This window comes from Phyllobacterium ifriqiyense (assembly GCF_030817885.1).
GTDB classification, from domain to species: Bacteria; Pseudomonadota; Alphaproteobacteria; order Rhizobiales; family Rhizobiaceae; genus Phyllobacterium; species Phyllobacterium ifriqiyense.
Genome location: NZ_JAUSZT010000003.1, coordinates 2,330,904 through 2,353,649 on the forward strand (window position 1 = coordinate 2,330,904; position 22,746 = coordinate 2,353,649).

Here is a 22,746-nt window from a genome sequence, read left to right on the forward strand (position 1 = left end):
CATGGCAGCAACTGCACTTGATCGCCGCTATATGGCTGCGGCTATTCGTTTTTCGCGCCGCCATCATGGACTGACCGGCACCAATCCTTCTGTCGCCACGCTTATCGTCAAGGACAATGTCATTGTCGGGCGCGGTGTCACGGCAATTGGCGGACGTCCCCATGCGGAAACGCAGGCCTTGCTTGAAGCAGGCGAACATTCACGCGGCGCAACAGCTTACGTTACGCTTGAACCTTGCGCTCATCACGGGAAAACGCCGCCCTGTGCGAATGCGCTGGTCACTGCGGGCATAACCCGCGTTGTATCGGCCGCGAATGATCCTGACGATCGGGTGGCCGGCAAAGGCTACGCTATTTTGCGGGATGCGGGCATTGAGGTAGTAACGGGTGTGCTCGCCGAAGAAGCAGCTGATGAACTGGCCGGATACTTGATTCGATCTTCCAGGAAACGCCCGGAAGCCACTCTAAAACTTGGGCTTTCTACCGATGGATTCATCGGGAGGAAAGGTGAGGGTCAAATAGCGATAAGTGGTCCCATTTCCAGAGCACAGGCGCATGTCATGCGTGCCGAGACTGACGCCATCCTGGTTGGCATCGGAACTGTGCTCGCGGATAACCCGCAATTGACCTGCCGCTTGGCTGGGCTGGAACATCGCTCGCCGATCAGGATTGTCCTCGACAGCCATCTGCGGATTCCGATGGACAGCGAGTTGGTTAAAACAGCTGCAACTGTACCGGTGTGGATTGCCGCCAGAGCAGATGCGGACCCTGCCAAACGGCAAGCGCTCATTGCAGCAGGATGCAAAATTCTAGCAACTGAAACCGATTGCGGAACAACAGCTCTCCCGGAATTGATGGATGATCTTGCCGCGCAAGGCATTTCGACATTGATCGTCGAGGGCGGGGCAGTGGTGGCTGCCTCGTTCCTCGAAGAAAAACTGGTTGACCGCATCGTGCTGTTTGAAGGTCCCGTGGAGCTTGGTGAGGGTGGGGTTGCAGCCCCCGACCTGCGCTCCCATATGGCTCATGAATTCAAGCTGTTGTACGAATCCCGCTTCGGCGACGACCGCTACAGCGAGTATGTAAGACCGCTTTAAGGAGCCGCGAATGTTCACGGGAATTGTTACCGATATTGGCAAGGTCGGACAGATCAAGCCACTTAATGAAGGTGTATTGCTGCGTATTGAAACCAATTACGATCCCGAGACGATCGAGATCGGCGCATCCATTTCCTGTTCGGGTGTTTGCCTGACCGTAACAACATTGCCGGAAAAAGGCTCCAATGCCCGCTGGTTTGAGGTTGAAGCGTGGGAAGAAGCGCTACGCCTGACCAGCATTGCCGATTGGAAGACTGGCACGCGTATCAATCTGGAGCGCTCGCTAAAGCTTGGCGATGAAATGGGTGGTCATCTCGTTTCAGGCCATGTAGATGCCATGGCTGACCTGATCAAGCGTGAAGAGGAGGGCGACGCCGTTCGCTTTACCTTGCGTGTCCCGGAACACCTTGCACGCTTCATTGCACCAAAAGGTTCCGTGGCGCTCGACGGCACGTCGCTGACAGTCAACGCGGTGAATGGCAATGAGTTTGACGTTCTCCTCATCCGTCACTCACTGGAAGTTACCACCTGGGGCGACCGTAAGGTCGGAGACAGAATTAATATCGAGATTGATCAGATGGCTCGATATGCTGCCCGACTTGCAGAATATCCTAAATCAGCCTAAAGCATCGAACCGAAAAGTGGAATCCGGTTTTCGGATCATCCGATGCGACAAACAAAAGCCAGATCGCCACTTTGCGCCCGTAAGGGCGTATAGCGATCTGGGACGACACAATCGGCCTTAGCCGATCAAAATTCCTGGAGCGAGCATGTCCAAAAACAAGGCGCGTGCGCCACATCTACTGATTGTGGAAGCACGTTTCTATGAAGAACTGTCCGATGCATTGCTGAACGGCGCCAAGCTTGCGCTGGATGAAGCCAATGCGACCTATGATGTTGTGACTGTTCCAGGCGCGCTTGAAGTGCCCGCCGTCATTTCTTTTGCCCTTGATGGTGCCGAAGATGGCGGCAAGAAATATGATGGCTTCGTAGCGCTTGGCACCGTTATCCGCGGCGAGACTTACCATTTTGATATCGTCGCCAATGAATCATGCCGGGCTCTGATGGATCTGGCTGTGGCTGAAAGCATCGCCATTGGCAATGGAATCCTGACTGTTGAAAACGAGGAACAGGCTTGGGTTCGCGCGCGCCGCGAAGACAAGGATAAGGGTGGCTTTGCCGCCCGCGCAGCGCTGACAATGATTGCCCTCAAGGATAAGCTCGGAGCCTGAACCATGGTCAACTCTAACGATGGACAGACCCCGGCGGTAAAGACCGCAAACAAGCGTGGCGTTGCGCGGCTTGCAGCTGTACAGGCGCTTTATCAGATGGATGTAGCCGGAACCGGCGTGCTGGAAGTTGTTGCTGAATATGAGGCGCATCGGCTTGGCAAGGAAGTAGACGGAAAGCAATATCTGGATGCTGACCCGCAATGGTTCAGAGGTATTGTATCCGGCGTTGTGGCCGATCAAACGATACTAGATCCCATGATCAGGCAGGCATTGACCGAAGACTGGCCGCTATCGCGGCTTGATTCCACATTGCGCGCTATTTTGCGTGCCGGAATTTGGGAACTTCGCGGCAAGGCCGATGTGCCAACTGCCGTTATCGTTTCGGAATATGTTGACATCGCCAAGGCATTCTATTCGGAAGATGAGCCGAAGCTGGTCAATGCCGTTCTGGATCGTCTTGCTTTTGAGCTTCGAGGCGAGAGCAAGGGCGTCAAAAGCCCGAAACGCTGACTACTTCATATCGCGGCGATGCTGATGCTTTGCCGGATATCTCCAGTCATATAAAAAGACAGCACCTGCGAGCAACAGGCCAGCCGCAGGCATAATCATAAATGAGATCATTTGTAAGGTTGTCACTGTTTCATCCTCTTCAGGAAGCGGCTTGCTATGTAAGGCAATAGCAGTCAGAAAACTAACGGCGCTCATAAAAGAAATAAATAATGTCGGGCCGGTTTGCCCGTTGAGGCTGGTTATCAGGGGTGCCAATCCTCCTACAGCCAATATCGCCACCCACACTATTCAGGAATGTAGCAAATAGTTTGATCCGTTCATTGTAGATCACGCTAATGGATACCCTTCCTAGCCATTTCCCCACATAGATTGCCGCGCCATTTCCCTGCCAGCAATCCCTACTTTGGTCTATCGTTTTGATCCGGATACGAAAGACCTTGACGTTTTCGCATTTGCTTCGTTACTCCTTACACATGCGGTCGCGTTTCTGCCGGCCTGGCAGCTGCGTGTGCCGTACTGAACCTGACCCGGGGAGGGGTTTTCCGGTCAAATCTGAGGGAGTGGCATGACAATACTGTTTTTGGTCATTGCCTGCGGTCTGCTGTCCATCGTCTATGCGGTTCTAGCTACCAAATCGGTGCTTGCTGCGGACCAGGGCAATGCGCGCATGCAAGAAATCGCCGGTGCAATTCGAGAAGGCGCACAGGCATATCTCACACGTCAATATACCACGATCGCCATTGTCGGCGTGGTCGTATTCATAGCGGTCTGGTTCCTGCTTACAGGTACAGCCGCTATCGGCTTCCTCATTGGAGCGGTGCTCTCGGGTCTGGCAGGTTTCATAGGCATGCACGTCTCGGTTCGCGCGAATGTGCGAACGGCACAGGCCGCTTCGCGCAGCCTGGCAGCAGGGCTTGAGATCGCGTTCAAATCCGGTGCTATCACCGGCATGCTGGTTGCGGGCCTCGCTCTGCTTGGCGTTGCAGTCTATTACTGGGTGCTGACAGGCCTTCTCGGCTATTCCCCGGCAGACCGCACAGTCATCGATGCACTGGTATCGCTGGGCTTCGGGGCTTCGCTCATCTCTATCTTTGCGCGTCTCGGCGGCGGTATTTTCACCAAGGGTGCGGATGTCGGCGGCGATCTTGTTGGCAAGGTTGAAGCCGGTATTCCGGAAGACGATCCACGCAACCCGGCAACCATCGCCGATAATGTTGGCGATAATGTCGGCGATTGCGCTGGTATGGCCGCTGACCTGTTTGAAACCTATGCGGTAACGATTGTTGCGACAATGGTTCTCGGTGCGATCTTCTTTGCAGCAACGCCAGTATTGAGCAGTGTCATGCTCTACCCGCTGGCGATCTGTGGAGCCTGTATCCTCACTTCAATTGCGGGTACTTTCTTCGTCAAGCTTGGAGCCAATAATTCCATCATGGGCGCCTTGTATAAGGGGCTGATCGTGACAGGTCTTCTGTCGATTGTCGGTCTTGCATTGGCGACGTGGGCAACTATCGGTTGGGGTGAGGTTGGTACGGTAGATGGCCAGAGCATTACAGGGCTCAATCTGTTCTATTGCGGCATTCTTGGTCTGGTCGTCACGGCGCTGATCGTCGTGATTACCGAATATTACACCGGGACCAACAAACGCCCCGTCAATTCAATCGCTCAGGCTTCGGTCACGGGTCACGGAACGAATGTGATCCAGGGTCTTGCCGTATCGCTTGAATCGACTGCTCTGCCGGCATTGGTTATTGTTGGCGGTATCATCTGGACCTACCAGCTGGCCGGTTTGTTTGGGACGGGTATTGCGGTCACTGCCATGCTCGGCATCGCTGGCATGATCGTTGCGCTGGATGCATTTGGTCCTGTTACCGACAATGCCGGTGGTATCGCCGAAATGGCCGGTCTTGATCCGGAGGTTCGCAAATCCACTGACGCGCTGGATGCGGTCGGCAATACAACGAAGGCTGTCACCAAGGGCTATGCCATTGGCTCGGCAGGTCTGGGTGCGCTTGTCCTCTTCGCTGCCTACTCCAATGATTTGAAGTTCTTCATTGCTGAGGCCGATAAGGCTGGATCAACTGCTTTCTCTTACTTCAAGGGAATCGGCGCAGTATCGTTCGAGCTGTCCAATCCCTATGTGGTGGCCGGCCTGATCTTCGGTGGTCTTATCCCCTACCTCTTCGGTGGTATTGCGATGACCGCTGTTGGGCGTGCAGCGGGTTCTGTTGTCGAAGAGGTTCGTCGCCAGTTCCGCGAAAAGCCCGGCATCATGGCAGGCACTGAGCGGCCGGATTACGCCCGCGCGGTGGATATCCTCACGCGTGCTGCCATCAAGGAAATGGTGATCCCGTCACTCCTGCCGGTTCTTGCGCCGCTCGTCGTTTATTTCGGCGTGCTGCTCATTTCCGGTTCGAAGGCTTCAGCTTTTGCTGCGCTCGGCGCTTCTCTTCTGGGTGTGATCATCAATGGCATCTTCGTGGCCATCTCGATGACTTCCGGTGGTGGCGCTTGGGACAATGCGAAAAAGTCCTTTGAAGATGGCTTCGTTGACAAGGATGGCGTTCGCCATCTCAAGGGTTCCGATGCCCACAAGGCGTCGGTAACGGGCGATACGGTCGGCGATCCCTATAAGGATACTGCCGGTCCAGCCGTCAATCCGGCAATCAAGATCACCAATATCGTGGCTTTGCTTTTGCTTGCGGTGCTCGCACACGGCTAGCTTTGATTTGAAACGCTTCAAATCTTGATAATAAAAAACCCGCGAAACATGCTGTTTCGCGGGTTTTTGTTTGCTTGAAATTCTATTGACCGGTTGGTCCGCCACCGCCAAGGGATGGCGGAGCCTTGCCTACACCTTGCAGTAGCTGGCCGAGGAAGGTCAGGTCTTTACCGCCTGTCGGTGTGGTTCTGCTGATGAAGTCAAAAACCTTGCCATCCTGCAGGCCGTAATTGGCGATGCTGGAAACCTTGCTATCCTTGTCAAAGTAGACAGCAAGGATGCGCCGGTCCGTAACCTTGGGCTGCATGAAAGCCACGCTGCGGTGCCGCTTCTGTGAAATATAGTAGAATACTTCATTGTCGAAGGTCGCGGTTGTCGACGGGCTGCCGAGCGAGAGAATGACTTGTTCGCGGCTTGATCCGACAGGAACGAACTCAAGCGTCTTCTCGTCGAGGACATAGCCTTGGCTCAATGTTTCCGAAGGATTGAGGCTTGCGGTATTGCAACCGGCAAGTCCTGTAGCCAAAACGAAAGTTCCCGCGAGAAAATATCCGCGTGAACTATGGGTCTTGAAAATCCGCTGCAGCAACGACATCTCCATTTCAAAGTGGGCGCAAGTCTTTCGCTGCCCGCAGAACTTCGGTAAACCACCTTGAAGTCCGATGCAACACGCGACTCGTGTTGTGTCCCCGGTTCAAGCGAAAGCCCAATTAATGATTCTCAGTTTATTCAGCCGCAAGGCCAAGGCAAATGAGGCGATAACGATTGCCATCTACGAAACAATCGTGGCGGCGGCGCGGCAGCCCTATTTTTATTCGGACATTGGCGTGCCCGATTCACCCTTAGGCCGCTATGAAATGCTGTCTCTGCACATTTTCCTGTTTATCCGGCGCATCAAGGGCAGGAATGACGCGTTGAAATCAATCGGGCAGGAAGTCACCGATGAGTTCTTCCGCGATGTTGATCATTCGTTGAGAGAACTCGGAATTGGCGATTCCGGTGTGCCAAAACGCATGAAGAAACTTGCGCGAATGTTTTATGGCCGTGTCGAGTCTTATGATAAGGCGCTCGAAAACAACGATCAGACCGAGCTGGCAACTGCGCTGGCGCGCAATATACGTCCAGATAGTGCTGATTGGATTGGCGGCGGCGTGGCGCTGGCAAATTACGTGGAACAGGTGGTATTACTGCTGGAAACGCAGCCAGACGACGTTTTGGCGAGTGGAAAAGTAATATTTCCCGATGCCGCGACCACGCTGCCCGGACAGAGAGATTAAGGAGACCTCAATGGCTAGAAAAATGGATGGGGCTTTGAGTTTTCCGGTTCAGGTCAAGCGATTGCCGCAAAAGGGCCTGACAATTAAAATCGAAGCGGACAGGAAAGAGCGCGATGCATTGCGCGATTTTCACGAACTCGAGGATGTAAAATCCTTCAAGGCAGATTTGCAGATCGTTCCTTGGAAGAAGGACGGTATCCGTATTCGCGGCAGGGTTAAGGCCGATATTGTTCAATCCTGCGTGGTTACGCTTGAGCCTATCGACGCAAAAATCGATGCGGAGATTGATAGCCTTTTCGTTCCGCAGGACTCGCGCCTGGCCCGCTTGCCGCTCGATGAGAATGGTGAGTTGATAATCAGCGCCGATGGTCCGGACATACCGGAGACATTTTCTGGCGATAGTCTGGATGCTGGAGCTATCGCCGAGGAGTTTTTCGAGTTGGCAATCGACCCTTACCCCCGTAAGCCCGAGGCGGAAGCCGCCCCGCCAGTGGAGGTAACGTTTGGCACGGAAGGAACCGAGGAAAAACCCATCAATCCATTTGCTGGCTTGAAAGACTGGAAACAAAAAACTTGATTGGCATATCCGTGACGATTTTGTTCGCCCGCGTGCAAATTCAATGAAGGTGTGAGGGGAAACTTGACGATTATTGTCGCCAGCAAGCCGGTTGCGATTAGAATCCGGTTGTGTCTGCGAGCAAAATGGCTATTTTCGCCGAGTCTTTTCAAAAAACATTAAGAACTGAACAGGACAGGACAATCAAGAGTGATTAGAATTTCTATTGACGCCATGGGCGGCGATTTCGGTCCTGAGATCGTAGTTCCCGGCATGGCGACGGCGCTGGAGCGCCACCCCGATATCCACTTTGTGATTTTCGGGCGCGAAGAAGAAGTTCAGCCGCTCTTGGCAAAGCATCAAGCCTTGTCCAAAGCGTCCACGTTTCATCATTGCGATGTCTCGGTACGGATGGATGAAAAACCCAGTCAGGCCTTACGCAATGGCCGCTGGAAGTCATCCATGTGGCGTTCGATTGAAGCGGTCAAGACGGGCGAGTCGGATGTTTGCGTTTCAGCAGGCAACACCGGTGCTCTGATGGCCATGTCAAAATTTTGCCTGCGTACCATGGCAAGTGTTGAAAGGCCGGCGATTGCAGGCATTTGGCCAACACTTCGCGGCGAAAGCATTGTTCTGGACATTGGCGCAACCATTGGTGCTGATGCCCAGCAGCTTGTTGATTATGCCGTCATGGGATCTGCCATGGCGCGCGCGCTGTTCGAGATCAAGCGCCCGACGATTGGTCTTTTGAATGTTGGCGTTGAGGAGATCAAAGGCCAGGACGATGTGAAGGATGCAGCACGCATCCTGCGTGAGATACCCTTGCCAAGCCTGGAATATTACGGCTTCGTCGAAGGCGATGATATTGGCAAGGGCACCGTTGATGTCGTTGTGACTGAAGGTTTCACCGGTAATATCGCGTTGAAAGCTGCGGAAGGCACGGCAAAACAGTTTGCCCAATATCTTCGCGAAGCCATGAGCCGCACGCTGATGGCAAAGATCGGTTATATTTTCGCCAAGGGCGCGTTTGACCGCCTGCGGGAGAAGCTCGACCCGCGCAAGACCAATGGCGGCGTGTTTCTCGGGTTGAACGGAATTGTTATCAAGAGCCATGGCGGCACGGATGCTCTCGGCTTTGCTGCTGCCATAGACGTAGGTTACGACATGGCCAAGAATGGGTTGCTGGATAAAATTGCTGCCGATCTGAGCCACTTTCACAAGAGCCCGGTCGGTGTTGCCTTCAAAGGTGAGGGTGATGCCGAGGCGGACGTTGAAATAGACCAACAGGAAATTAAATGATCCGCTCCGTTGTCAAAGGGATAGGGTCGGCAAAGCCGGCTCGTCTGGTAAAAAATGCCGATCTTGAAGGCGTTGTCGAAACCACTGATGAATGGATCGTACAGCGTACAGGCATCCGTCAGCGATATATTGCAGGCGAGGGCGAGACAACTGTAACGCTGGGCGAAGCAGCGGCTCGTGCTGCGCTCGACAATGCGGGAATGACGCCCGACGATATTGATCTCATCATTCTGGCAACATCCACGCCGGACAATACGTTTCCAGCCTCCGCTGTCGACATTCAGGCCCGTCTTGGTATGACCCATGGGTTTGCCTTTGACATGCAGGCAGTATGCTCCGGCTTTGTCTATGCTGTTACAACAGCCGATCTCTATATTCGCGGTGGCATGGCCAAGCGTGTTCTGGTGATAGGCGCTGAAACATTTTCGCGCATCCTGGATTGGAATGACCGCACCACCTGCGTGCTCTTTGGAGATGGCGCTGGTGCTCTGATTCTTGAGGCCAATGAAGGACGCGGCTTGACCTCTGACCGTGGCATACTGACAGCCAATCTCCGGTCGGATGGCTCCCACAAGCAAAAGTTGTATGTCGATGGCGGACCGTCCTCGACGCAGACTGTTGGTCACCTTCGCATGGAGGGCCGCGAGGTTTTCAAACATGCCGTGGGCATGGTCACGGATGTTATTGAAGCATCGCTTTCCGATGCAGGAATTACAGCAGCGGATATCGATTGGTTTGTTCCACACCAGGCCAATAAGCGCATTATCGATGCCACCGCAAAGAAGCTGGATTTGCCTTCCGAAAAGGTCGTCATAACCGTTGACCAACACGGAAATACTTCTGCTGCTTCAGTACCCTTAGCGCTTGAGACGGCTGTTTCGGACGGTCGAATCAAAGAGGGTGATGTTGTGCTGCTTGAAGCCATGGGTGGGGGCTTTACGTGGGGTGCAGTTCTGCTACGTTGGTAGTAATCCGGTTGGGTTGGCAGATTAGGTAACGAAGTTCCCCATCCTGCTTGCCCGATCAGTTTTCATCCTATAACTTCCGCTGTCACCGATAGTTTTGCAATAAAACGAGAGCTTTGAGATCGTATGGGGGGTAAAACCATTACGCGCGCTGATCTGGCTGAAGCAGTCTATCGCAAGGTAGGGCTTTCACGCACCGAGTCAGCGTCACTTGTCGAAACCATTCTTGACGAGGTTTGTGATGCAATCGTCCGCGGCGAGACCGTAAAACTGTCGTCTTTTGCGACATTTCAGGTCCGGGACAAGAATGAACGGATCGGGCGCAACCCGAAAACAGGGGAGGAGGTTCCGATCCTGCCGCGTCGCGTCATGACATTCAAGGCGTCCAATGTGTTGAAGCAGCGCATTTTGCGTTCGCATCAAACCCGGAAGAAAAAGTCGGCCTGATCGGTATTATCATGCATGCTTGGACGAGATTGCTGTGGGCCGATCTCGGACTGAGCTTGAAAAATTGCTGATAAACCGCTGAAATACACGTCGAATCAGAATTCTCCTTAACGCACCATGCGCTGTAGCATCGGCCAAAAAGTGGAATCCGGTTTTCGGGTAAGCCGATGCGAAAATAAGGATGGATTGGGACCTTGCGAAAGCAAGGCTTGGACTATCCGGCGCAAAGGGTGCAATAACGCTTTGGCTCAAAGGTGGAATCATGGACAAGAGTCCCGACGCATTTAGAACCATCAGCGAAGTTGCCGAAGATCTGGATTTGCCACAGCACGTCCTGCGCTTTTGGGAAACCAGATTCACGCATATCAAGCCAATGAAGCGGGGCGGTGGACGACGTTATTACCGTCCGCTCGACGTCGATCTGCTCAAGGGCATCCGTCATCTTCTTTATGATCAGGGTTATACGATCAAGGGCGTTCAGCGTCTTCTGCGCGAGAATGGCACGCAATTCATCATAGCTCTCGGCAGTGGTGATATTGCTGCGGCAGAGACGATCAGTCAGCAGAAACAGGCTCATGCACGCCAGGAAGAAGCCTTGGCGGCGGAACAGAGCAGGGCAGATGCTGATGAAGAAGCCGCTGTTATGGGCGCACCAAAAGCGGCGCCACATGGGCGCCGCCTGTTCGGATTGATCAAGGGCGATGATGAAGGGCCTGTAGCTGCCGATGGCAAGCGCTTGTCGAAAGATAATCGCGCTCTGTTGCAGGAAACGTTGTTTGATCTTCTTGAATGCAAGCGCCTGCTCGATCAGGTTCGTTAAAGTTTGCCTATCATATGAGCCCGGCACTAGGGCCGGGTTGCCAGCATTCCGATGATAACGCCGAGACCGGCGATCATTACCAATGTCGAAATTGAATTTTGGGTCGGAATGTCACCGATCCGTTTGGCCTGATGACCGATTGCTCCGGCAGCTTGAATACCTCGCCGCCGGATTGTGTGCGCAGTCGAGGAATAGTCTTCATCGTCATCATCTTCGGTAAGGTCATCGAAAACCCTGGCTCCCTTATCCGCCAGCGTTTTCGTTATTGCAGCAAGATCGCGTTTCAACTGGGCGATCTCGCTTTTCAGGCGAGCCTTGTCGGCCTCACTTTGAATTGCATCGGCTATATCGTCCATGGATGCTGATCCTTCAAATTAACGGCGTGAGAAGAGACCGATCAACAATGCTGCCCCTGCTACGATAGCGAGGGTGGCAACCGGGTTTTGCTTTGCGGTATCGGCCGCGTAACGTGCTTGTTTAACCGCAACGCGGCGAACCTCGTCAAACCGCTCGGAGCCCAAATCCGACAGACTTGAAGAAATCTTGGAGATTTCCTTGCGTAATGCAGCAATCTGCGCCTCTACGTCACCCTGCACATCGTCTGCGTTCTTGGAAAATATCGCCATAGTTGAATGCTCCTGTTTAACACACGAGCTATAACGGTGTGGTTCGGCGAATGTTCCGATTTTAATCACCTGGATCAATGCATAGCTTTAGCGGCCATGTTTCGCCATGGCGCTACTGGTCCGTTTGTACCGGTTGATAAGGCCTGTGAGCCTTAGGTTCTGTAGTCAAGTTTGGGATACCAGTCGCTACCCCTTCCTTCGGGTGTCATATCCAGAATGGTCCAAAGCGGCATGGGATCGGGTGCACCTCGCGGATCTTGCCCCGGATCAGCTGTTGCTCCGCCCATTTCGGCACTCCAAAAATGCCGGATGGTGCCGTCCCGCCGGGTAAAAACGTTGATGGCTGTATCGTCCTCGTCATCCGCGCTGACATAGTCCCGGCTGTAGTCTCCTGTCAGATCAGTATAAAGATTGAGGCCCTGCCAGCCGCGCTCTTTCTTGAAAGCGATCAGCCGGTCGATGGGTGATCGCGCGACGACAGCAAGTGCGGCGCGTTGGCCGACATCCTTTGCCTCGCCATCCCAGGATGACAGAAGTGATGTGCACATGGGGCAGGGTCTTTGGCGTTGTGGACCGAACATATAGCTGTAAATGATCAATGTTTGTTTGTCGCCAAACAGGTCGGCAAAGTCCGCAGGTCCGTTTTCTCCCTCAAATTTGTAGGGCCCCGTCACTGTTCCTCCCAGTGGCAAGGCGCGGCGTTGTTGGGCTACGCGTTCAATATGCCTGCGAAGTTCGATCTCCTCCGCAAGCAGGGCATTGCGGGCTTTTCGATATTCTTCGCTTTCATTGGGATAGCGTGCACCATTTTTCAGGGCCAATTCCTGTGCGGGTACGAGCGTTTCATTGCTGTTCATTAGGCATCTCCTCACATGCGTCAAAACTGCTGTCTGCTGGAAAGGTGAGTTCAAACCCGGTTGGGCCGTCATGCGATTCATCAGCCCACAATAGGTTGATATCAACTTATTGGCAAGTTTCGATAGGAACAATGTCAGGCAGCCACCCGGTTACTGCGAAAAAATCCTCGCAAAATAAGCGTTTCGGGTTGTGGCATTGGACGAAAATGGGCCGGCAACTTGATTACAATTACGCGTCACTCTCGCGTCACGCTGGCCCGCGTATTGGCGGATATATCGACTCACCAATGAGAAAATCAGTTCAGTCTTGGCCATCTGCCAAGGATGGAAGCCCTTTACTGAAAAGAAGGGGATTAAATGGGGTCCCAATGGTTAACCTTGAATTTCTTCCTGTCATCCTGGAAAATAATCAGACCGGTCGGAACGAAACTATTTCGTCAATAAGTGAGGCAGCTGCGTTTTTGCTCAATGGTTGGCCGAAAAAGAGATCTTCTTTGCATCTGGAAGCGCGCGTGGCGTGCTATGAAGCGCAATCCGGCATTGTCTCGGTGAGTGCCGCGCGGACGATATTCGTTGAAGCCGCAATTGAAGCCAATATCTATGTCGGCCAAGAACCTCCTGCCATCCTCGACCAGCGCCGGAACTGACGCGAAATTACCTGGCATCCGCGCCAAGCTCCTTGGATGGCATGCATTGTGTGGAGTTTGTCTTATTTCTTTGGCTTTAGGTATTGCTATAAAAAGCTCAGTAATCTAGGGATTTCGCCGTGATTGCGTATCTTGCATCTGAGCAAAGCTTGGTTGCACCACGCACTTATAGAAAATGTCGGAGTGTAGCGCAGCCCGGTAGCGCACTTGACTGGGGGTCAAGGGGTCGTCGGTTCGAATCCGGCCACTCCGACCATTTTCTGTAGGAATCACAAAAGCCTAGTATAGTTTCAAAGCGGAATAAGGTTCGGCATTGCTTGCCCGGCCTTTTTTGCCGTTTGCACTGTTATTCTGTGACACTCAGCGCTACTTAAATAATATGACTGGTAAATGGGGCATGGGAGCGAATGAATGCGTATTGTCACCAATCCTCAAATTGCGCGCCGTTTATTGGCATTGCTTGCAGTTATTGCTGGCTTGGCAGTGGCGGGCAGCGCATCAGCTGCACAATGCGGAAGCATGGCGGAGCCGGGGCTTGACTGGAGCGAATGCAACAAGCGCAGCATCATTATCCCTGGAAGTAACCTTGAAGGTGCAAATCTTTCGGGAACCGATTTCACCGGCACGGATTTGAGCACCGCCAATGTGAACAGCGCCAATTTTGAAAAGGCCACGCTGATAAGAGCTTCGCTCGCCGAGGCGTCCGCCACGAAAGCCAACTTCAATCGTATTGAAGCCTATCGCTCAAATTTCACCAAACTGTCTGCCGCCAGTGCCACATTCGCCAGTTCGGAGTTGCAGCGCGCAAATTTCACGCAGGCGGATTTGTCATCGGCCAATTTGGCCAAAGCCGAGCTTGGGCGTGCCATTTTCCAGAAGGCCAATCTTTCAGGCGTCAATTTCAGTCTGGCCAATCTCTCGCGCGCTGATCTGACGGGTGCGACGACCGAAGGAACGCTGAACTTTGACAAGGCGTTCATGTTTCGCACGCGAATAGAAGGACTTGATCTTTCATCATCCAAGGGTCTGCAGCAGGCACAGCTTGATCTGGCATGTGGCGATAGCGCGACGAAGCTACCACAAGGTCTGACCGCACCAGCCAATTGGCCTTGTCCGCCCGAGCAACCCGATTAGGCAAGCAGGCGTCAGCGATGTGAGTTTTTGCGCCTGATAAGAATTGCGTTCACAGTGAAACTTGCGATGGCATCCACATCGCGGTTGCCGATGATAAAGGCAGCGCGAACAAACCGAATGAGTGAACTGCGCTCATGTTTGTTCTCTTCGCAAATTCCCAATTTTGCAGCGGCAATATCGAGCGCCTGCTGCATAAGTTCACCATCAGAAGTGGAATAGTTTGGGTTATTCTTTTTTAAAAAATCGACTATGGCCTTCATCCTGTTTCTGGATTTTGCTGGTAGAAATGCCTTATTGAACTAAAAAACCAGCTGAAGTCGATTCATTCAATTGCAGAAAACGACAGCAATTCGTTAAAAACGCGCGCATTGTGCTATTTTCAGTTGCAGGACATGGCAGTATTACTGTCATTTTTCTTGGCGTTTATTTGCCACCTCAAGCGCAACGCATCCCCATATAACCCCGACCAGCAGATAAAAATGGCGCCAATGGTCTGTATCGATAACGTTTCCCACCACCACATGTGTGAGGTAGGCAAGATAGGCGCATAGGAGATATGGCTGCCAGGGCCGGTCACGGAAAAGGATGCGTAACCCAAGTCCGAGAGTGAGCATGGTGAGCAGCAAATAACTGGCAAAACCGATCCAACCATAATCCAGCAGTGCTTTAAGCCAGATATTATGTGTGTCTTCGCCATAGATGGGGCCAAACTCCAACGGCCCAATGCCGAGAGGGTGGTCGATAGACATTAATAAACCATACCAGTGGCGGGCGAAGCGACCGAACTGCGCATCATCATAATCCTGAACCAGTTGTGCACGCGCATTGAAAAGCTCGGCCACGCTGGGGATCTGCAATGCGATGACAATTGCAATCAATGCCAGCGCAACGGCCACGATCGCCATGATGATGATCCGCAGGCGAAACAACGGGCTGGGGTTGTGAATGAACAGCAGCAGCGCCATCCCGGCAATGATGAGCAGCGCCATGCCCCACGCCGCCCGTGAAAATGAGAGAAAGATTGCCAGTGTCAAAATCAGAATTGGTACGAGGCGCAAGGGCAGGGCGCGCAAACTTCCCGCCAATATGCCGTGCAATAACCAGGCAAAGGGCAGCATGAGAAATGGCCCGAAAACATTCGGATCCTGAAAAGCACCCATCGCCCGTCCGTAGCGCGTAAAGAGCTCTGAGCCGGGAAAGGCATTGAAATAGCCGAGAATGCCGAGCAGCGAGGTACATATCGCTGCCAGCACATAACCGCCAAAGATGATGTTGAGCACGCGGTAGTCGTTTTTAACGATGGCAGCGAAGAAGACGGACGTCAGCGACAAGAACAGCGATACGGCGAGATACATGGGTGCGGTTTTCAGATCGGACATCTGTCCCATCGAGATAACGCCGCCAATATTGAAGATCACCAATATGGCAAGAAGCGCGCCGCTAACCTGCGAGAGCCTGAGGCCGAACAAGGCCCAAATCGCGATCAGGCCCGCCATGTAAAGTTCGTATGGAGCAGGCTCGTCGATGACGAAACCACTCAGGAATACACCGAAACCCACCGCAAAATTCGAAATGAGCCGGATGAGCGCGCGGTTCTTGGTGGCGCGATCTATCCCGCTTGGTAAGTCGCGATGCGCAACAGTGCTCAATAGGCGTTGTCCGTATTCAGCAGGCGGATAGGGGTAAGCAGCAGAATTTTCAGATCAAACCAAAGCGACCAGTTTTCGATATAATAAAGATCGAACTCCGTGCGCATCTTGATCTTGTCGTCCGAGTCGATCTCTCCGCGCCAGCCGTTGATTTGGGCCCACCCTGTCACGCCTGGTTTAACCCGGTGCCGGGCAAAGTAGCCATCCACCACATCATTGTAGAGAAGATTGTGGGAGTGGGCCGCTATGGCGTGAGGACGAGGCCCGACAAGCGACAGGGTCCCCATCAGCGAGTTGAAAAATTGGGGCAGTTCATCGATGGAAGTCTTGCGGATGAAACGACCCACACGAGTGACACGCGGATCATTTTTGACAACTGCGTTGCGCGCCGTCGGGTCGCACATTTCCGTATACATGGAACGGAATTTCCAGACCTCGATGATCTCATTATTGAAGCCGTGGCGCTGTTGCTTGAAAATGACAGAACCCTCGCTTTCCAGTCTGATCGCAAGCGCTGTAGCCAGCATGATCGGGCTGAAAACGAGAATGCCGAAGAGACTGAAGAAGATGTCAAAAGCGCGTTTGGCAACCGAGTCCCAATCATTGATCGGCTTGTCAAACAGATCGATCATCGCCACTGAGCCGATATAGGAATAAGCACGTGGACGGAATTGCAAATGGTTGTTGTGGGCCGATAGTCTTATGTCGACGGGCAGCACCCAGAGCTTCTTCAAAAGCGAGAGTACGCGCTCTTCAGCCGTTATAGGCAGGCAAACGATGAGCATATCGATATGCGCTATCCGCGCAAATTCGATGAGCTCTGAAATATTGCCAAGCTTCGGGTAACCAGCAACAATAGGCGGTGAACGTTTTGCGTCGCGATCGTCAAAGACCCCGCAAATGCGAATATCATTATAGGGTTGCTGCTCGATGGAACGGATGAGGTCTTCGGCGGGTTTGCCGCCACCGACGAGAACGGCCCGCCGCTCCATCTTGCCATTACGTGCCCAGCGCCGGATCAACCGGGACATGATGAGCCGAAACGCAACAAACAAAACCAGTCCGCAAAGAAACCAGGCGCCAAACCAGACACGCGAATAGTCTTCGGATATTTTGAGGAAGAAGGCTGCCAGCGACATCATCGCGAAAACGCCCGACCATATGATGACAAGCCGCCCGAACTTGCTGAAAGGATCGCGCATCGTGGCAAGCTGGTAACTGTCGCTCAGCTCCAACATGAAAACAGTCGCGGTTGCGGTGACCACGACTGCCAGCAAATAGTGCAGAAACAAGCTCGGCGATGCGCCTACATAGAAAATATAGATCGCGATGCCCGTAACCGCCACGATCATGAACTCGATGATCCGCATGATGCCGCTGATCATAACCGGCGAGTTGGTTGATTGCGCATATTGTGACGCAATCGTGTAGGCGACAGAGCTCAGGCTGCTTTTGCCCGTTGAAGATTCTTCATCGGACAGCAGATTACGAACGGACTCGCGAGTGAGCTTCGGTTTTGCGTTGTTATCTCTCATAATACTACCTTAGGTAGCATATAGGCACTAAGAAAGGTTTGATAATTAGCGACCAAGTGAAACGAAATATTCGGTTTCCAACCGGGCTGCCATACTGCTGGCGCTGAAGTTCTTTTTCAGATCGTCCATATCCGGCAGGACGGTGCGATAGGCTGTAACATCGCCAATGGCAGTTAGTATTTTCTGGGCAAGTTCGGTTGCGTCGGGCCTGACCAGTGCTAGCGATTGATCGCCCAGAATTTCTGGAATTCCACCCACCCGGCTGGCGATCAAAGCCTTTCCAGCTGCCAATGCCTCCAGAACAATATAGGGCAAGGCTTCAGCGCGCGAAGGCACCACCACAATTTTTGCAAGGCGGAAAGCGTCTCTGGCCTTCATGGGAGGCAGGAACCTTATGTCGGTCTGCTCCCGTATCAATACGGCCTGTTCCACCAGTGATGCGCGGTCTCTCCCATCACCAACAATAACGGCAGTAAACTTCCGCGCGCTTGCTTTGCTGGCCTTTGCAAGAGCCTCAATGAAAATATCGGGCCCTTTCAGCGCGCGTAATTCTCCGATGAAGAGAAAATCTGCGGCATTGTCGTTCTCGACGACCGGATCAAACTCTTGTGCTGACAGCCCATTATGGATCAAAGCATTGGGGCAGTGGGGCTCTCCGACTTTCCGCACATAGGTTTCGCGCTCGAACTTTGAAACAAATATAATGCGATCCGTCATTCGCTCCATCAGCCGTTCGATCCAGAAAATCAGTTTTCCGGAAAGTTTCGTCGGATCGTAATGGAGACTACCGCCATGCGGCGAATAAAAACGGGCAACGCTTGCACCAGATACCCGTAACAGCGAGCCGAATATTCTTGCATAGGTACCGCCTTTGGCGCCGTGCCCATGCAGAATCTCAGGCTTCAATTTCTTGATTGTCTTGTATGTCCTGAATGCCGCTATGGCATCGCGGAACCCAATCTGCCTTTGCATTGGAATACGCGTTAGCCCCAAAGCCAGGCCGACGCCAAGTTCGGCGAGGAGTTGTTCCTCAAGTTCGCTTCCAATTGTTGCGTCGCAGATTACGCCAACTTGATGCCCCGCGGCATTCTGCGCAGCAACCAGATCGCGGACATGCCGAAAGACGCCACCTACGGGAGCCCTGAAGCAATGAACAATACGGAGTGACCGGCTGGTCTTCATGTGCGCAGATCAGAAAAAGCGTTCGCGCACGTAGATCGTGTCGCCGGGCAATACCTGATCTGAGATAGTCACACGCCCTGTGAGGCTTTCACCATTAAATTGCCGCGTAATATCGACGTCGCCTTGATTGGCGCGAGCGCTAAATCCACCCGCGGCGGCAATGGCTTTCTGGGCGGTCATGCCCGGAACATAAGAATATTGGCCTGCAGCGCCCACCTCGCCCATGATGAAGATGGGCCGATAGCGATCAATCTCGACGGCAACATCGGGCTCGCGCAAATATCCCTGCTTGAGCTTGGCTGCCACTGCTGCCTCGATCTGCTGGATGGTCTTGCCGCGCGCTGGCACGCTGCCAATCAGCGGAATGGAAATATAGCCTGCCTGATCGACACTATAGGTGTTGGTAATGCCGTCCTGCTCAAAGACCGTCAGGCGGATTCGGTCACCCGCATCGAGCATATATGGCTTGTTGATCGCCTCGTTAAATGCAGGCGGCGCTGGGCGATAACTGGCGCAACCACCAAGCATCATGCAGGCAATGCCGATTGATACCAGAAATATCTGCTTGCTGAACACGATTCGGACCCTAACTTGGCAACGCGCTTGTCGATTCTCTGGGTGCATTATCAATTCATTAGGGTTAATGGCTGGTAAAGCTCGCGATATGAGAAGGCTGTTCTGGTCGCAAAAGTCTTAACTTGGTGGTTACCATAAGTCTTTACCCTTAAGGCATATGGTATGGGGTGATCGCATGGCTCAGGCCAAATCCACGGGCACTGATGTAGACATCGATATGGGGGCGCTGTTTGCCAGTCTATGGCAAAACAAGCGTCGCATCATCATTGGTACATTGCTTGTCACCGTTCTGACCTTCATCGCTCTCTCTATGGTCTCGCCGAAATATCGTGCTGAAACACGTATCCTTATCGAAGCGCGTGAATCCGTATTCACTCGTCCGGCCAATCAGCAGACTGATGATCGTCCTGTGGTTGATCAGGAAGCGATCAAAAGCCAGGTTGAATTGATCGGTTCATCCGATGTTTTGCGCAACGTCATCACCAAGCTCGATCTGGCAAAAAATGCCGAGCTGACCGCAAGCGCCGAACCCTCAATGTTGTCCAAGCTTCTGGATAGTGTGGGGCTGGGCCGTAATTTGAGCGATGAAACGCGTGCAGACTATATTCTTCAGGCACTGCGCGACCGCCTGCTGGTTTACAGTGTTCAGGCGTCCCGCGTTATTGTCGTCCAATTTTCGTCGAAAGATGCGGATTTGTCTGCCTCGGTCGCCAATGCCATCGCAGATGAATACATGGCTATGCAGCAGGCGGCGAAGTCCGAAATAAATACGGATGCCACGGGCTGGCTACAGCCAGAGATCGCGGACTTGAGCAAGCGGGTCAAGGATGCGGAGGCCAAGGTTGCGGCCTATCGCAGTTCGTCCGATCTCTTGATTGGGCAGAATAATGCGGTGCTGGCGACCCAGCAGCTTTCGGAACTTTCCAGTGAATTGTCACGCGTTCGCGCCAACAGGGCCGCAAGCGAAGCGCGCGCTGCAAGCGTGCGGGCAGCATTGCAAAGTGGCGCGCAGGCGGAAACCCTGCCGGATGTCATTGCTTCGCCTTTGATCCAGCGGCTGCGTGAACGCCAGGTCCAGCTTAACAACGATATTGCTGACCTTTCAGCTTCACTGCTTAGCGGACATCCCAGAATAAGGGCATTGCGCTCGCAGCTTGCCGATTTGAACAATCAGATACGCCTCGAAGCGCGCAAGGTGCTGGCAAGCCTTGAAAACGAAGCAGAAACTGCGCGCTTGCGTGAGGCAGAGCTGAATCGTTACCTGAACCAGCTCAAGGCGCAGTCATCGCGGGCCGGTGAGGAAGAAGTGGAGTTGCGGGCGCTGGAACGCGAAGCGACAGCCCAGCGCCAACTGCTTGAATCCTATCTTACGCGTTACCGCGAGGCATCGTCGCGCACAGATCGGGGCTACATGCCTGCTGATGCTCGCATTTTCTCTCGCGCCGATCGCCCAATCGAACCTTACTTCCCCAAAAAGGTTCCGATGACGCTCGCTGCCTTCGTGGCTTCATTGTTGATCTTGAGCATTGGGACCCTTCTCCACGCGCTGTTCAGTGGCCGGGCCTTGCGTCCTGTATCAGGCGCTTATCAAGTGCCAGCGCGGCCCATCGATCAGCCCGCAACCCCACCTGTAGCGGCAGTGGCTGCTGCACCGGCCACAGAAGAGATTCAATCTGCATCATACAAGTCTGCTCCGCTGCCGATCATGCCGGAGACGCTTCAGCCTGTAGAAACCGATCATACCAGTGTCGCCATTGTCGCTGATCGAATCATGGCAAGTGGCGCGGCGAGGGCGGTCATCGTCTCTCCAGAGGGCGATGAAGCGTCCGCCTTGACGATCCTGCTGGTGCGCGAACTGGCGGACAGGGGCGTACGCGTGATTCTCGTTGATATGACCGGTTCGCCGGAGATCGGGCGTTCCATGCTGGATAATGGTAGCTTACCCGGCATCACCGATCTGCTCGTCTCTGAGAAACACTTCAGCGATGTTATTCATCTCGATCACTACTCACAGGCCGAAATTATTCCGCTCGGCAATCATGATCCGGTAAAGGCTATGCAATCGGTCTGGCGTCTGCCAATGATTCTGACCGCCTTGCAGTCTGCCTATGATCTGGTTGTCGTCGATAGCGGCCCGTCTACTGTTTCCGAGCTGAAGCATTTGCTGGCTGAGGGCACAGAGCTTATTCTCGGCGTGGTCAACCCGGATGATCCGGACGTGACTGCCACTGCAAAAGCCGTTTATGACGCGCGCTTTCTTGAGCCCAATCTGCTGACGCCCTTCCATCCTGGCGAGTTGTGGCTGGAAGCTGGCAGGCTCGTGCGCCGGGTTTAACTTCGGCGCGCCCCGCGCAACATGGAGCGCAGTTTTTTCACCTTTGCCCAGACAAATTCATTCTGCTTCATCATGCGCACCAGCTTGCGGCGAACCTGAAGCCATGCCTGGAAAATCCTACCTTTGGCCGTCAGGCTGATATCGGTATCATAGGTTGGCAGCTCAATATCGCACCAGCTGCGCTTATAGGGTTCATCCCCTATGCCAAAACTATAAATATGCAAATCGGTCTGGCAGCTTGCGGCAATATCTTCAAAGAACAGAAACTCGCCCGGGCTCGTGCTGACCAGCTCGTCTTCAGCAATTCCAACGAAATCGATGAAGGTCTGATCTGCAGCATAAGATTTTCCAAGGACTGCACGATATTGCCCGGCAACCTTCAAGGCTTTCAACTGAAAACGCGGCGAGGATGCGGCGGCTTCCTCCGCAAAAAGCTGCTTGAAGAAGTCCTTCACGCCCGCTGGTTCATAAGTGTTTTTAATCCCCGCCTGCGCCAAACGCGTTGCTTTATGCTCGAAATAATTATCGAGCATCGCATTGGTCTCTTCCGGCATTGTTGCGGTTATGGTGCTGAAGCCGCCTGCATCCTCGAACCGACGCATATCGTGCCTGTGCTTTTTCTTTTTGCGCTTCGCATTGCCCCTGGCGAGAACCGTCTCGAAATTTCCATCCAGCGTGATGGCAAGGCTTATATTTGCGTTAACCCTGCTTGGAATTTTTATCAGGGGATTTGCAAAGCCGCCGAGTTCGCCCATCTGACGGGTCAGCGATACAAGGTCGATATCGGGACGCGCATGGTGCAGGGCATCGAAGAGCAAACGAAGCGCGTCCGCCGTAATGTTTTGACCCGGCAAAATGGCGGGAAAATTGCAATTCGCATGAGGGCCGCCAGCATATATCGCGATACGTAGCGGCCCGGTTTGCCGGATTTCCAGCGGCAGGATAAGGACAGGTTGCTCCTCGCAATAAAGCGCCGCGACAAGGCAATCGCGATTGACCAGAGATTGCCAAAGCGCAAGCCAACGCGGCGTTTGCGAGGCTCCCGAGATGAAATCGGCACCAAGTTCAAACCAGGCAGCCTCAACATCACGGCCATCGATCAGTATTTTTGCTTCGAGCTGCCGATGGTTCATTCTTGCGTTCCACGAAAAGACGATTTACGACGAAGGTATTCGATATATCATCAGCATTCACTATGCTCTATTGGAGCAATAATTATCCTGTTGCTTCTAAATAAATCAAAGTTGGTGAAGGAATGGTCCACGCGGCCGATTTAATACG

At 53.3% G+C, this 22,746-nt stretch carries 25 protein-coding genes and 1 tRNA gene; 15 read left to right on the forward strand and 11 right to left on the reverse strand.

Translation table 11 applies throughout. The features are described from left to right. Position 1: 1 nt before the first annotated feature. The 4 genes from ribD to nusB all read left to right on the forward strand — a co-directional run bounded on the left by ribD (position 2) and on the right by nusB (position 2,838). Entirely contained in the window at positions 2-1,096 is a 1,095-nt protein-coding gene (ribD, locus tag QFZ34_RS18960; RefSeq protein WP_115051726.1) for a bifunctional diaminohydroxyphosphoribosylaminopyrimidine deaminase/5-amino-6-(5-phosphoribosylamino)uracil reductase RibD, read from the forward strand. A gap of 10 nt (positions 1,097-1,106) precedes the next feature. After that, entirely contained in the window at positions 1,107-1,721 is a 615-nt protein-coding gene (locus QFZ34_RS18965) for a riboflavin synthase (protein WP_115051725.1), read from the forward strand. 145 nt (positions 1,722-1,866) lie between these two features. Continuing rightward, positions 1,867-2,328 carry a 6,7-dimethyl-8-ribityllumazine synthase gene (gene ribH, locus QFZ34_RS18970; protein WP_115051724.1) on the forward strand — a complete coding sequence of 154 codons (462 nt, stop codon included), beginning with the start codon at positions 1,867-1,869 and terminating at the stop codon, positions 2,326-2,328. A 3-nt stretch (positions 2,329-2,331) separates the two neighbouring features. After that, the gene (gene nusB / locus QFZ34_RS18975) at positions 2,332-2,838 is read left to right on the forward strand and encodes a transcription antitermination factor NusB (RefSeq protein ID WP_307284173.1); all 507 of its coding nucleotides are present in this window, start codon (positions 2,332-2,334) and stop codon (positions 2,836-2,838) included. Here the strand turns inward: nusB and QFZ34_RS18980 are convergent, their stop codons facing one another. Continuing rightward, the gene (locus QFZ34_RS18980) at positions 2,839-3,117 is read right to left on the reverse strand and encodes a hypothetical protein (RefSeq protein WP_307284176.1); all 279 of its coding nucleotides are present in this window, start codon (positions 3,115-3,117) and stop codon (positions 2,839-2,841) included. 286 nt (positions 3,118-3,403) lie between these two features. Between QFZ34_RS18980 and QFZ34_RS18985 the strand changes: the two genes are divergently transcribed. Then, a complete protein-coding gene (locus QFZ34_RS18985; RefSeq protein ID WP_115051721.1) occupies positions 3,404-5,560 on the forward strand; it encodes a sodium-translocating pyrophosphatase in 2,157 nt (718 codons plus the stop codon). A gap of 82 nt (positions 5,561-5,642) precedes the next feature. Here the strand turns inward: QFZ34_RS18985 and QFZ34_RS18990 are convergent, their stop codons facing one another. Beyond that, positions 5,643-6,149 carry an outer membrane protein assembly factor BamE gene (locus QFZ34_RS18990; RefSeq protein WP_370878817.1) on the reverse strand — a complete coding sequence of 169 codons (507 nt, stop codon included), beginning with the start codon at positions 6,147-6,149 and terminating at the stop codon, positions 5,643-5,645. A 124-nt stretch (positions 6,150-6,273) separates the two neighbouring features. Between QFZ34_RS18990 and QFZ34_RS18995 the strand changes: the two genes are divergently transcribed. From QFZ34_RS18995 to QFZ34_RS19020, 6 genes are all read left to right on the forward strand, one after another. Beyond that, a complete protein-coding gene (locus QFZ34_RS18995; RefSeq protein ID WP_307284181.1) occupies positions 6,274-6,837 on the forward strand; it encodes a ubiquinol-cytochrome C chaperone family protein in 564 nt (187 codons plus the stop codon). Positions 6,838-6,847: 10 nt separating this feature from the next. Further along, positions 6,848-7,414, forward strand: a complete 567-nt coding sequence (locus QFZ34_RS19000; RefSeq protein WP_307284184.1) for a YceD family protein — start codon at positions 6,848-6,850, stop codon at positions 7,412-7,414. Positions 7,415-7,603: 189 nt separating this feature from the next. Then, entirely contained in the window at positions 7,604-8,692 is a 1,089-nt protein-coding gene (plsX, locus tag QFZ34_RS19005) for a phosphate acyltransferase PlsX (RefSeq protein WP_115051717.1), read from the forward strand. Then, positions 8,689-9,660: a beta-ketoacyl-ACP synthase III gene (locus QFZ34_RS19010; RefSeq protein ID WP_115051716.1), complete on the forward strand. Its 972-nt coding sequence runs from the start codon at positions 8,689-8,691 to the stop codon at positions 9,658-9,660. Before plsX ends, QFZ34_RS19010 begins: the two co-directional genes overlap by 4 nt. A 123-nt stretch (positions 9,661-9,783) precedes the next feature. Continuing rightward, the gene (locus QFZ34_RS19015) at positions 9,784-10,104 is read left to right on the forward strand and encodes an integration host factor subunit alpha (protein ID WP_008128366.1); all 321 of its coding nucleotides are present in this window, start codon (positions 9,784-9,786) and stop codon (positions 10,102-10,104) included. Positions 10,105-10,366: 262 nt separating this feature from the next. Next, positions 10,367-10,924 (forward strand): MerR family transcriptional regulator, encoded by a 558-nt coding sequence (locus QFZ34_RS19020; protein ID WP_115052180.1) that lies wholly within the window; start codon positions 10,367-10,369, stop codon positions 10,922-10,924. 26 nt (positions 10,925-10,950) lie between these two features. Here the strand turns inward: QFZ34_RS19020 and QFZ34_RS19025 are convergent, their stop codons facing one another. From QFZ34_RS19025 to QFZ34_RS19035, 3 genes are all read right to left on the reverse strand, one after another. Beyond that, on the reverse strand, positions 10,951-11,280 hold the full coding sequence (locus QFZ34_RS19025) for a hypothetical protein (protein WP_307284201.1): 330 nt from the start codon (positions 11,278-11,280) through the stop codon (positions 10,951-10,953). An 18-nt stretch (positions 11,281-11,298) separates the two neighbouring features. Beyond that, entirely contained in the window at positions 11,299-11,550 is a 252-nt protein-coding gene (locus QFZ34_RS19030) for a hypothetical protein (protein ID WP_307284204.1), read from the reverse strand. 152 nt (positions 11,551-11,702) lie between these two features. After that, the gene (locus QFZ34_RS19035; protein WP_307284208.1) at positions 11,703-12,407 is read right to left on the reverse strand and encodes a DUF899 family protein; all 705 of its coding nucleotides are present in this window, start codon (positions 12,405-12,407) and stop codon (positions 11,703-11,705) included. Positions 12,408-12,775: 368 nt separating this feature from the next. Between QFZ34_RS19035 and QFZ34_RS19040 the strand changes: the two genes are divergently transcribed. From QFZ34_RS19040 to QFZ34_RS19050, 3 genes are all read left to right on the forward strand, one after another. Next, the gene (locus QFZ34_RS19040) at positions 12,776-13,054 is read left to right on the forward strand and encodes a DUF982 domain-containing protein (protein ID WP_115051712.1); all 279 of its coding nucleotides are present in this window, start codon (positions 12,776-12,778) and stop codon (positions 13,052-13,054) included. Between the two features lie 179 nt (positions 13,055-13,233). Then, positions 13,234-13,310: transfer RNA gene (locus QFZ34_RS19045), tRNA-Pro, on the forward strand. A gap of 155 nt (positions 13,311-13,465) precedes the next feature. After that, entirely contained in the window at positions 13,466-14,188 is a 723-nt protein-coding gene (locus QFZ34_RS19050; protein ID WP_307284213.1) for a pentapeptide repeat-containing protein, read from the forward strand. An 11-nt stretch (positions 14,189-14,199) separates the two neighbouring features. On the opposite strand, the gene QFZ34_RS19055 is transcribed toward QFZ34_RS19050, so the two are convergent. The 5 genes from QFZ34_RS19055 to QFZ34_RS19075 all read right to left on the reverse strand — a co-directional run bounded on the left by QFZ34_RS19055 (position 14,200) and on the right by QFZ34_RS19075 (position 19,085). Then, the gene (locus tag QFZ34_RS19055; RefSeq protein WP_307284217.1) at positions 14,200-14,382 is read right to left on the reverse strand and encodes a hypothetical protein; all 183 of its coding nucleotides are present in this window, start codon (positions 14,380-14,382) and stop codon (positions 14,200-14,202) included. Between the two features lie 213 nt (positions 14,383-14,595). Then, a complete protein-coding gene (locus QFZ34_RS19060) occupies positions 14,596-15,837 on the reverse strand; it encodes an O-antigen ligase family protein (protein ID WP_307284221.1) in 1,242 nt (413 codons plus the stop codon). After that, on the reverse strand, positions 15,834-17,372 hold the full coding sequence (locus QFZ34_RS19065; protein ID WP_307284224.1) for an undecaprenyl-phosphate glucose phosphotransferase: 1,539 nt from the start codon (positions 17,370-17,372) through the stop codon (positions 15,834-15,836). Before QFZ34_RS19065 ends, QFZ34_RS19060 begins: the two co-directional genes overlap by 4 nt. Positions 17,373-17,417: 45 nt before the next feature. Next, a complete protein-coding gene (locus QFZ34_RS19070; protein ID WP_307284227.1) occupies positions 17,418-18,554 on the reverse strand; it encodes a glycosyltransferase in 1,137 nt (378 codons plus the stop codon). A gap of 9 nt (positions 18,555-18,563) precedes the next feature. After that, positions 18,564-19,085 carry a polysaccharide biosynthesis/export family protein gene (locus QFZ34_RS19075; RefSeq protein WP_307286487.1) on the reverse strand — a complete coding sequence of 174 codons (522 nt, stop codon included), beginning with the start codon at positions 19,083-19,085 and terminating at the stop codon, positions 18,564-18,566. 220 nt (positions 19,086-19,305) lie between these two features. Between QFZ34_RS19075 and QFZ34_RS19080 the strand changes: the two genes are divergently transcribed. Beyond that, entirely contained in the window at positions 19,306-21,465 is a 2,160-nt protein-coding gene (locus QFZ34_RS19080; protein ID WP_307284230.1) for a GumC family protein, read from the forward strand. Here QFZ34_RS19080 and QFZ34_RS19085 read toward each other — a convergent pair. After that, on the reverse strand, positions 21,462-22,598 hold the full coding sequence (locus QFZ34_RS19085; protein WP_307284232.1) for a GNAT family N-acetyltransferase: 1,137 nt from the start codon (positions 22,596-22,598) through the stop codon (positions 21,462-21,464). The two genes, QFZ34_RS19080 and QFZ34_RS19085, sit on opposite strands and share 4 nt — an antisense overlap. Positions 22,599-22,746 lie beyond the last annotated feature (148 nt).

Bases quoted from the DNA above. Each gene is read 5' to 3' on its own strand.
- ribD (WP_115051726.1), top strand. From the start codon at position 2: ATGGCAGCAACTGCACTTGATCGCCGCTATATGGCTGCGGCTATTCGT.
- QFZ34_RS18965 (WP_115051725.1), top strand. From the start codon at position 1,107: ATGTTCACGGGAATTGTTACCGATATTGGCAAGGTCGGACAGATCAAG.
- ribH (WP_115051724.1), top strand. From the start codon at position 1,867: ATGTCCAAAAACAAGGCGCGTGCGCCACATCTACTGATTGTGGAAGCA.
- nusB (WP_307284173.1), top strand. From the start codon at position 2,332: ATGGTCAACTCTAACGATGGACAGACCCCGGCGGTAAAGACCGCAAAC.
- QFZ34_RS18985 (WP_115051721.1), top strand. From the start codon at position 3,404: ATGACAATACTGTTTTTGGTCATTGCCTGCGGTCTGCTGTCCATCGTC.
- QFZ34_RS18995 (WP_307284181.1), top strand. From the start codon at position 6,274: ATGATTCTCAGTTTATTCAGCCGCAAGGCCAAGGCAAATGAGGCGATA.
- QFZ34_RS19000 (WP_307284184.1), top strand. From the start codon at position 6,848: ATGGCTAGAAAAATGGATGGGGCTTTGAGTTTTCCGGTTCAGGTCAAG.
- QFZ34_RS19010 (WP_115051716.1), top strand. From the start codon at position 8,689: ATGATCCGCTCCGTTGTCAAAGGGATAGGGTCGGCAAAGCCGGCTCGT.
- QFZ34_RS19015 (WP_008128366.1), top strand. From the start codon at position 9,784: ATGGGGGGTAAAACCATTACGCGCGCTGATCTGGCTGAAGCAGTCTAT.
- QFZ34_RS19020 (WP_115052180.1), top strand. From the start codon at position 10,367: ATGGACAAGAGTCCCGACGCATTTAGAACCATCAGCGAAGTTGCCGAA.
- QFZ34_RS19025 (WP_307284201.1), bottom strand. From the start codon at position 11,280: ATGGACGATATAGCCGATGCAATTCAAAGTGAGGCCGACAAGGCTCGC.
- QFZ34_RS19030 (WP_307284204.1), bottom strand. From the start codon at position 11,550: ATGGCGATATTTTCCAAGAACGCAGACGATGTGCAGGGTGACGTAGAG.
- QFZ34_RS19035 (WP_307284208.1), bottom strand. From the start codon at position 12,407: ATGAACAGCAATGAAACGCTCGTACCCGCACAGGAATTGGCCCTGAAA.
- QFZ34_RS19040 (WP_115051712.1), top strand. From the start codon at position 12,776: ATGGTTAACCTTGAATTTCTTCCTGTCATCCTGGAAAATAATCAGACC.
- QFZ34_RS19050 (WP_307284213.1), top strand. From the start codon at position 13,466: ATGCGTATTGTCACCAATCCTCAAATTGCGCGCCGTTTATTGGCATTG.
- QFZ34_RS19055 (WP_307284217.1), bottom strand. From the start codon at position 14,382: ATGCAGCAGGCGCTCGATATTGCCGCTGCAAAATTGGGAATTTGCGAA.
- QFZ34_RS19065 (WP_307284224.1), bottom strand. From the start codon at position 17,372: ATGAGAGATAACAACGCAAAACCGAAGCTCACTCGCGAGTCCGTTCGT.
- QFZ34_RS19070 (WP_307284227.1), bottom strand. From the start codon at position 18,554: ATGAAGACCAGCCGGTCACTCCGTATTGTTCATTGCTTCAGGGCTCCC.
- QFZ34_RS19075 (WP_307286487.1), bottom strand. From the start codon at position 19,085: ATGATGCTTGGTGGTTGCGCCAGTTATCGCCCAGCGCCGCCTGCATTT.
- QFZ34_RS19080 (WP_307284230.1), top strand. From the start codon at position 19,306: ATGGCTCAGGCCAAATCCACGGGCACTGATGTAGACATCGATATGGGG.
- QFZ34_RS19085 (WP_307284232.1), bottom strand. From the start codon at position 22,598: ATGAACCATCGGCAGCTCGAAGCAAAAATACTGATCGATGGCCGTGAT.